This is a genomic window from Sporomusaceae bacterium (assembly GCA_031460455.1).
Taxonomy (GTDB): domain Bacteria; phylum Bacillota; class Negativicutes; order Sporomusales; family UBA7701; genus Anaeroselena.
This window is the reverse complement of sequence record JAVKTQ010000024.1, coordinates 25,732-32,338: the sequence shown is the minus strand read 5'-3', so window position 1 is coordinate 32,338 and position 6,607 is coordinate 25,732. Positions and strand designations below refer to the sequence as shown.

Sequence of the window (6,607 nt, the reverse complement as noted above, 5' to 3'; positions counted from 1 at the left end):
CGCGGCGAGGACGACACCGGAAACGTACACGAACGTACGTTGAGGATGGCGGCCGAAGCCGCAACAACGCAGATGGGGGTCATCAACGGCCTGCCCCTGTACAAAAAGCCCCGCTGACGGAAGTCAGCGGGGCTTGATACTACCCATTATTTTTTTGGAAGTCGATCATGAATTGGGATAACGCCCGGCACGCTTCGATTGGCACGGCATTATAGGCGGAGGCGCGGCAGCCGCCGACGGAGCGGTGGCCGGCGAGGCCGGTGAAGCCTGCTTTTTTGGCTTCGTCGAGGAATTTCTTCTCGAGTTCTTCGCTGCCGAGGCGGAAGGTGATGTTCATGAGCGAGCGGCTGTCGGGCTGGGCGTGGCCGCGGTAGAAGCCGCCGCTGTTGTCGATGGCGTCGTAGATGAGGCCGGCTTTGTCGGTGTTGCGCTTGTGGATGGCGGCGACGCCGCCCTGTTCTTTGACCCAGGCGAGGACGAGGCCGACGAGGTAGATGCCGAAGGTGGGCGGGGTGTTGTAGAGGGAGTTGTCTTTAGCGTGGGTGGCGTAGCGCAGCATGGTGGGAACGGCGGTGTTGGCCCGTTCGAGGAGGCCGCGCCGGACGATGACGACGGTGACGCCGGCCGGGCCGAGGTTTTTCTGGGCGCCGGCGTAGATGAGAGCGAATTTGCTGACGTCGACCGGCCGGGCGAGGATGTCGCTGGACATGTCGGCGATGAGGGGCACGGCGCCGGTGTCGGGGAAGGAGTGCCATTCGGTGCCGAAGATGGTGTTGTTGGAGGTGAGGTGGATGTAGGCGCTGTCAGGGGGGTATCTGAGGTCGCCGATGGCGGGGATGCGGCGGTAGTTGTCGCTTTTGGTGCTGGCGACTTCGAAGACTTCGCCGAACTGTTTGGCTTCGGCGTAGGCTTTTTCGGCCCAGGCGCCGGTGAGGATGTAGCCGGCTTTGCGGCCGGGGGGGAGGAAGTTCATCGGCACCATGGCGAACTGGAGGCTGGCGCCGCCCTGAAGGAAGAGGACGTCGTAATCGGCGGGGATGGCCATGAGTTCTTTGAGGAGGCCGACGGCCTCGTTGTGGACGGCTTCGTATTCCTTGCCACGGTGACTCATTTCCATTATGGACATGCCGGCGCCGCGGAAGTCGACCAGCTCGGCCTGGGCTTTCTGGAGTACGGGCAGGGGCAGGGCCGACGGACCGGCGTTGAAGTTGTAGGCTCTCGTCATCAGGTGATCCCCCTTGTGCTGTATTTCATTTATATTGTTGTGTTTTTGTATTGTAGAATATTTTACCTCTCAACGGCGGTTACGTCAAATTTTTTGGGGCGAAGCGGGGCGGGCAATATTTTACCATAAAAAGGCGACGGGAAACGACAGGATTTTGGCTTTTGATGTCGAATTATCTTAACGCCATCAAGGCAATTTGGGCGATGGCCGCGTTTGCCGGGCAGCCGGCGCGTGTCACGGCACTCTTTTGGGTAGTCCGGTCAAGACTATGCCAGTCTGGTCGAGGCCGGTATTTATTTATTAGGTGGGTAAAGACAATGGATTTCTTTTATTTGTACACGGCGATGGCATCAGCTTTCGCTCTGGCGATGGCTAGTGCGCTCGCTTTGCGGACGCGGCCGGCGGTTGCCAACTGGCTGGCCCACGGTTTGTCGGCGATCGGTTCTCTGCTCGCCCTGGCGGGGGCGGCTTTCGTTTTTTCTGCCGGGCCGCAGGGATTCAGCCTGTCGGGAGGAACGCTGTTCGGACCGGTGGCGGTGCGGGCGGATTACCTGTCCGCTTTTTTCCTGGGTGTTATCGGCGCGGTGGGGGCGGCGGCGAGCGTGTACGCGGTGGCGTACAGCCGCGAGTACTACGGCCGGCGGCTCGGGTCGATGGCGGCGCTGTACGCCGCTTTTCTGCTGTCGATGCTGGTGGTGGTGACGGTCAGCCATGTGGTTGCGTTTATCGTTGCCTGGGAGCTGATGACGGTGGCGTCGTTTCTGCTGGTGGCCCACGAGCGGGAGAAGGCGTCGAGCAGCCGGGCGGCTTATGTTTATTTCGTGATGACCCATATCGGCACGGCGTTTATTATGGCGGCTTTCCTGCTGCTGGTGCCGCCTTCGGGCAGCATGGCGTTCGCCGATCTGAAGGCGCCTGCGGGCTGGCTGCGCGATGCGGCGTTTCTGTGCGCGCTGATTGGCTTCGGCACGAAGGCGGGGATTATCCCCCTGCATGTGTGGCTGCCTGAGGCTCACCCGGCGGCGCCGACCCATGTGTCGGCGGTGATGTCGGGGGTGATGATCAAGACGGCGATTTACGGGATGGCCCGTTTTTATCTGGAGTTTCTCGGCACGGGGCCGGTGTGGTGGGGGGCGGCGGTGCTGGCCGCGGCGGCGCTGTCGTCGGTGCTGGGGGTGCTGTACGCGCTGATGCAGCATGATGTGAAGCGCCTATTGGCTTATCACAGTGTGGAGAATATCGGCATTATTATGCTGGGGATGGGCGGCGGACTGGTGTTCGCGAGCGCGGGGCTGCCGGGCCTGGCCGGGCTGGCGTGGGCGGCGGCGCTTTTCCATGTGCTCAATCACGCGATTTTCAAGTCGCTGCTGTTCATGGGCGCGGGGGCGGTGCTGCAGACTACCCATACCCGCGATATCGAGCATCTCGGCGGGTTGATCCGCTTTATGCCTTATACGGCCGCCTTTTTCCTGGCCGGCGCGGTGGCGATTTCCGGTTTGCCGCCCCTGAACGGGTTCGCGAGCGAGTGGCTGACGTTCCAGGCGCTGTTCGCGCTGCCGGCGGCGCTGGCGGGACTGACCGGCAAGCTGATGGCCGCGGTGCTGGTGAGCTTACTGGGGCTGACGGGCGCGCTGGCGGCGGCCTGTTTCGTGAAGGTGTTTGCGATGATTTTTCTCGCCAAGCCTCGCAGTGAGCATGCGGCGGCGGCGAAGGAGGCTTCCGGCCTGATGCTGGCGCCGATGGGCTTTTTGGCGGCGCTGTGCCTGGTGCTGGGGGTGCTGCCGGCGCCGCTGCTGGGCCTGCTGACACGGACGGTGGCCCCGTTCCTCGGCGAGGCGCCGGCGGCGACGCTGGCGGCGGGCGACTGGTATGCGGTGGGCTTTAAGGCTGCGGCGACGACGGGGACGATGTCGCCGGCGGCGCTGGTGGCGCTGCTGCTGGCCGGGGCGGCTGTGGCCGCGGCGGGGTACCGCCTGTACGGCCGGGCGGGACGGACGGAGGGGGAGACCTGGACGTGCGGGATTGTGCCGAATGCGCGGATGGAGTATACGGCGACAGGGTTTTCCGACCCGATCCGCCGGGCGTTCCGGGCGATTCTGCTGCCTAAGCCGGATGTGGTGACTGAGGACGGACACCGTTATTTTGGCCGTCGGATGGTTTTCCATGTAAAGATTACGTATGTTTTCACCGAACTGATATACAGGCCTGCGAGCCGGGGCACGGTGGCGCTGGCGCATTTCATGAAACGCCTTCAGACCGGGAGCGTGCAGCTTTATGTCGGCTATATCATGGCTGTGACGATCGCGGTGCTGGTCTGGAGCACAAGGTGGTGAGCGCGGTGGAGTTGATGATGCAGCTTGTTGCCGGCCTCGCCCAGGCGGCGCTGGTCGCGGCGCTGGCCCCGCTGGTGGCCGGCCTGATAAAGACGGCGAAGGCGCGCCTGCAGAGCAGGCGAGGGCCGGGGATATTGCAGCCTTATTACGATCTGGCGAAGTTCCTCGGCAAGGACAGTGTGGTGTCGCCGACGACTTCGTGGCTGTTTGCGGTTGCCCCGTCGGTGTATTTCGCCGCCGCGTTGGGAGCCGCGGCGCTGTCGCCGGTGCTGGCGCCTTTGGCCTCGGGCCTCGGCATGGGTTTGGCGGATTTGTTCATGCTGCTGTATTTGTTTGCGCTGGGTCGCTTTTTCCTGGCGCTGGCGTCGCTGGACGCCGGCAGTTCGTTCGGCGGCATGGGCGGTTCGCGGGAGATGTTCATCGCGGTGCTGGCCGAGCCGGCCATTCTGCTGGCGCTGCTGGCGGTGGCCCTGCCGGCGAAGTCGACCGGCCTGACGGCGATGGCGGCTTCGGCGGCAGGCGCGAAGTGGGCGCTGTCGGAGGTTTTCGCGGCCGGGGCGTTCTTTATCGTGCTATTGGCCGAGACGGGCCGCATCCCGGTGGATAACCCCGATACCCACCTGGAGCTGACGATGGTCCACGAGGGGATGATTCTGGAGTATTCCGGCCGGCCGCTCGGCCTTATCCACTGGGCGGTGGCGATCAAGCAGCTTGTGATGATTACGCTGTTTGCGGTTTTCTTTTTGCCGGGGGCGCCGTTTTCGTGGCCGCCGCTGGCGCAGGCGGCGGTGCTGGCCGTGAAGGTGGCGGCAACGGCGCTGGCCCTGGCGGCGGCGGAGACGGCGACGAATAAGATGCGGCTGTTCAGGGTGCCGGCGTTTATGACGGTGTCCGGCGTGCTGGCGCTGCTGGCGCTCGTGGCGCGGTAGGAGGAGAGAGGTATGGAGATTCTCGCTGTTTTGCTGCTGATATCGGTGTTTGTGCTGACGAGGACGACGCGGCTGTCGACGGCGGTGCATATCCTGCTGGCCCAGTCGGCGGTGGTGGCTGCGGCCTGCGCGGTGGCCGGCTGGCAGGCGGGCGAGGTGCATATGTTCGCGGCGGCGCTGCTGACGGTGGTGATAAAAGCCGGGCTGATCCCTTACGCGCTGCTGCGCCTGGTGCGCCTGCTGAAACGCGAGCGGGAGGTCAACCCGGTGGTCGGCCCCAACGGTTCTTCGCTGGCGGCGGTGGCCGCGATGGTGCTGGCGTACGGTCTGATCGAGCGGGCGCTGCCGGCGGTGGTCAGCCGCGACGCGGTGGCGACGGCGGTGGCGCTGGTGCTGATCGGGCTGTTCCTGATTATTACGCGGCGGCAGGCGATCATGCAGATCGTCGGCCTGATTACGGTGGAGAACGGGCTGTATCTGCTGGGACTGTCGACGACCCGCGGCCTGCCGCTGATCATTGAGCTGGGGATTTTCTTCGATGTGCTGGTGATGGTGACGGTGATGGTCATTCTGACTTTCCGCCTGAAACGGTCTTTCCAGACGACCGATACGAGTATATTGAAAAGGTTGAAGGGTTGAGGCTATGTACGAATTGATCGTGCTTGCCCTCGGGCTGCCTGTGGTGACGGCGTTCGCGAGCCTGGCCACGCGCCAGCGGGGGCTTTTGAAGGTGATGAATGTGGCCAGCAGCCTGGCGACCTGCGGGCTGGTGTTCGCGATTGCGGCGGGTGTGCTGCGGGACGGCCCCTTTGCGTGGCGGTGGCTGTATGTTGACGCGCTTAGCGTGCTGCTGCTGGTGGTGGTCGGGGTGCTGACTTTTACGGCGACGCTGTTTTCGGTGTCGTATATGGAAACCGAGGCGAACGAGGGCCATGTGCGGCCGGGGCTGCTGGGCGGCTATTACGCGCTGCTGCAGCTGTTCGCGTTTACGATGCTGGCGGTGCTGGTGGTGGAGAACCTCGGCCTGATGTGGGTGGGGGTGGAGGCGACGACGCTGGCTTCGACGCTGCTGGTGGCCTTTTATTTCAACCGTTCGGCGCTGGAGGCGGCCTGGAAGTATGTGATGGTGTGCAATGTGGGCATTCTGTTCGCGCTGCTGGGGACGATTCTGCTGTACTACGCGCAGCTGAGCGCGGGGGGCGGCGGGGCGGCCCTGAGCCGGGCGGCCCTGGAGGCTTTGAGCGGCCGGCTCGATCCTTTCCTGGTGAAGCTGGCGTTCGTGTTTATCCTGATCGGCTACGGGACGAAGGCCGGCCTGGCGCCGATGCATACCTGGCTGCCGGATGCCCACAGCCAGGCGCCGTCGCCGGTGAGCGGCCTGCTGTCGGGAGCGCTGTTAAGCTGCGCGCTGTATGTGCTGATCCGCAATCTGGGTATCGTTACGGCGGTGCTGGGGAGCGGGTTCGTGCAGGCGGCCCTGCTGCTGTTCGGGGTGCTGTCGGTGGCGGTGGCGGTGCCGTTTATGCTGGTGCAGCACGATATTAAAAGGCTACTGGCGTATTCGAGCGTGGAGCATGTCGGCATCGTGAGCTTCGGCTTAGGGATAGGCACGCCGCTGGCGCTGTACGGGGCGGCTTTTCACATCCTCAACCACGCGGTGGCGAAGTCGGCGCTCTTTTATCTGGCCGGCATTATCAGCCAGCGGTACCGCACGAAGCATGTGATGCGCATCCGCGGGATGCTGGCGGCGATGCCGGCGGTGGGGGCGATGTTTTTGGTGGCGGTGCTGGCGATCGTGGGCACGCCGCCGCTGAATGTGTTTTTCAGCAAGTTTGCGATTGTGGCCGCGGCGTTCGCCGCCGGCAGGCCGGTGCTGGGCGCGGTGCTGCTGCTGCTGCTGGCCGGGGTGTTCGCGGGTATGATGTATTATACGACCCGGATGGTGTTCGGCGCGGCGCCGGGCGGCTTGTCGCCTACGCCGCCGGGGGCGTGCGCGCTGGCGGCGGTGGCTCTGTCGCTGGCGTGGGTGGTCGGCACCGGCCTGTATATGCCGCCGGTGCTGGACGAGCTGCTTACCAGGGCGGCGGCGCAGATGTTCGCCGCTACGGGAGGGCTGTAAG

The 6,607-nt window shown here is 64.3% G+C and carries 5 protein-coding genes; 4 read left to right on the top strand and 1 reads right to left on the bottom strand.

What is annotated here, in order from left to right; all coding sequences use genetic code 11:
* Positions 1-139: 139 nt before the first annotated feature.
* Positions 140-1,228, bottom strand: a complete 1,089-nt coding sequence (serC, locus tag RIN56_19930) for a 3-phosphoserine/phosphohydroxythreonine transaminase (protein MDR7869066.1) — start codon at positions 1,226-1,228, stop codon at positions 140-142.
* Positions 1,229-1,542: 314 nt separating this feature from the next.
* On the opposite strand from serC, the gene RIN56_19925 reads away from it, so the two are divergent.
* The 4 genes from RIN56_19925 to RIN56_19910 are packed head-to-tail and all read left to right on the top strand — an operon-like array spanning position 1,543 to position 6,606.
* Positions 1,543-3,558, top strand: a complete 2,016-nt coding sequence (locus tag RIN56_19925) for a proton-conducting transporter membrane subunit (GenBank protein ID MDR7869065.1) — start codon at positions 1,543-1,545, stop codon at positions 3,556-3,558.
* Positions 3,559-3,572: 14 nt separating this feature from the next.
* The gene (locus RIN56_19920; GenBank protein MDR7869064.1) at positions 3,573-4,487 is read left to right on the top strand and encodes an NADH-quinone oxidoreductase subunit H; all 915 of its coding nucleotides are present in this window, start codon (positions 3,573-3,575) and stop codon (positions 4,485-4,487) included.
* Positions 4,488-4,499: 12 nt separating this feature from the next.
* Complete coding sequence (locus RIN56_19915; GenBank protein MDR7869063.1) at positions 4,500-5,126, top strand: hydrogenase; 627 nt, start codon at positions 4,500-4,502, stop codon at positions 5,124-5,126.
* 4 nt (positions 5,127-5,130) lie between these two features.
* Positions 5,131-6,606 carry a hydrogenase 4 subunit F gene (locus RIN56_19910; protein MDR7869062.1) on the top strand — a complete coding sequence of 492 codons (1,476 nt, stop codon included), beginning with the start codon at positions 5,131-5,133 and terminating at the stop codon, positions 6,604-6,606.
* Position 6,607: the final 1 nt, after the last annotated feature.

Excerpts from the sequence above, each read along its gene's own strand:
- RIN56_19925 (MDR7869065.1), top strand. The coding sequence starts at position 1,543 with ATGGATTTCTTTTATTTGTACACGGCGATGGCATCAGCTTTCGCTCTG.
- RIN56_19920 (MDR7869064.1), top strand. The coding sequence starts at position 3,573 with ATGATGCAGCTTGTTGCCGGCCTCGCCCAGGCGGCGCTGGTCGCGGCG.
- RIN56_19915 (MDR7869063.1), top strand. The coding sequence starts at position 4,500 with ATGGAGATTCTCGCTGTTTTGCTGCTGATATCGGTGTTTGTGCTGACG.
- RIN56_19910 (MDR7869062.1), top strand. The coding sequence starts at position 5,131 with ATGTACGAATTGATCGTGCTTGCCCTCGGGCTGCCTGTGGTGACGGCG.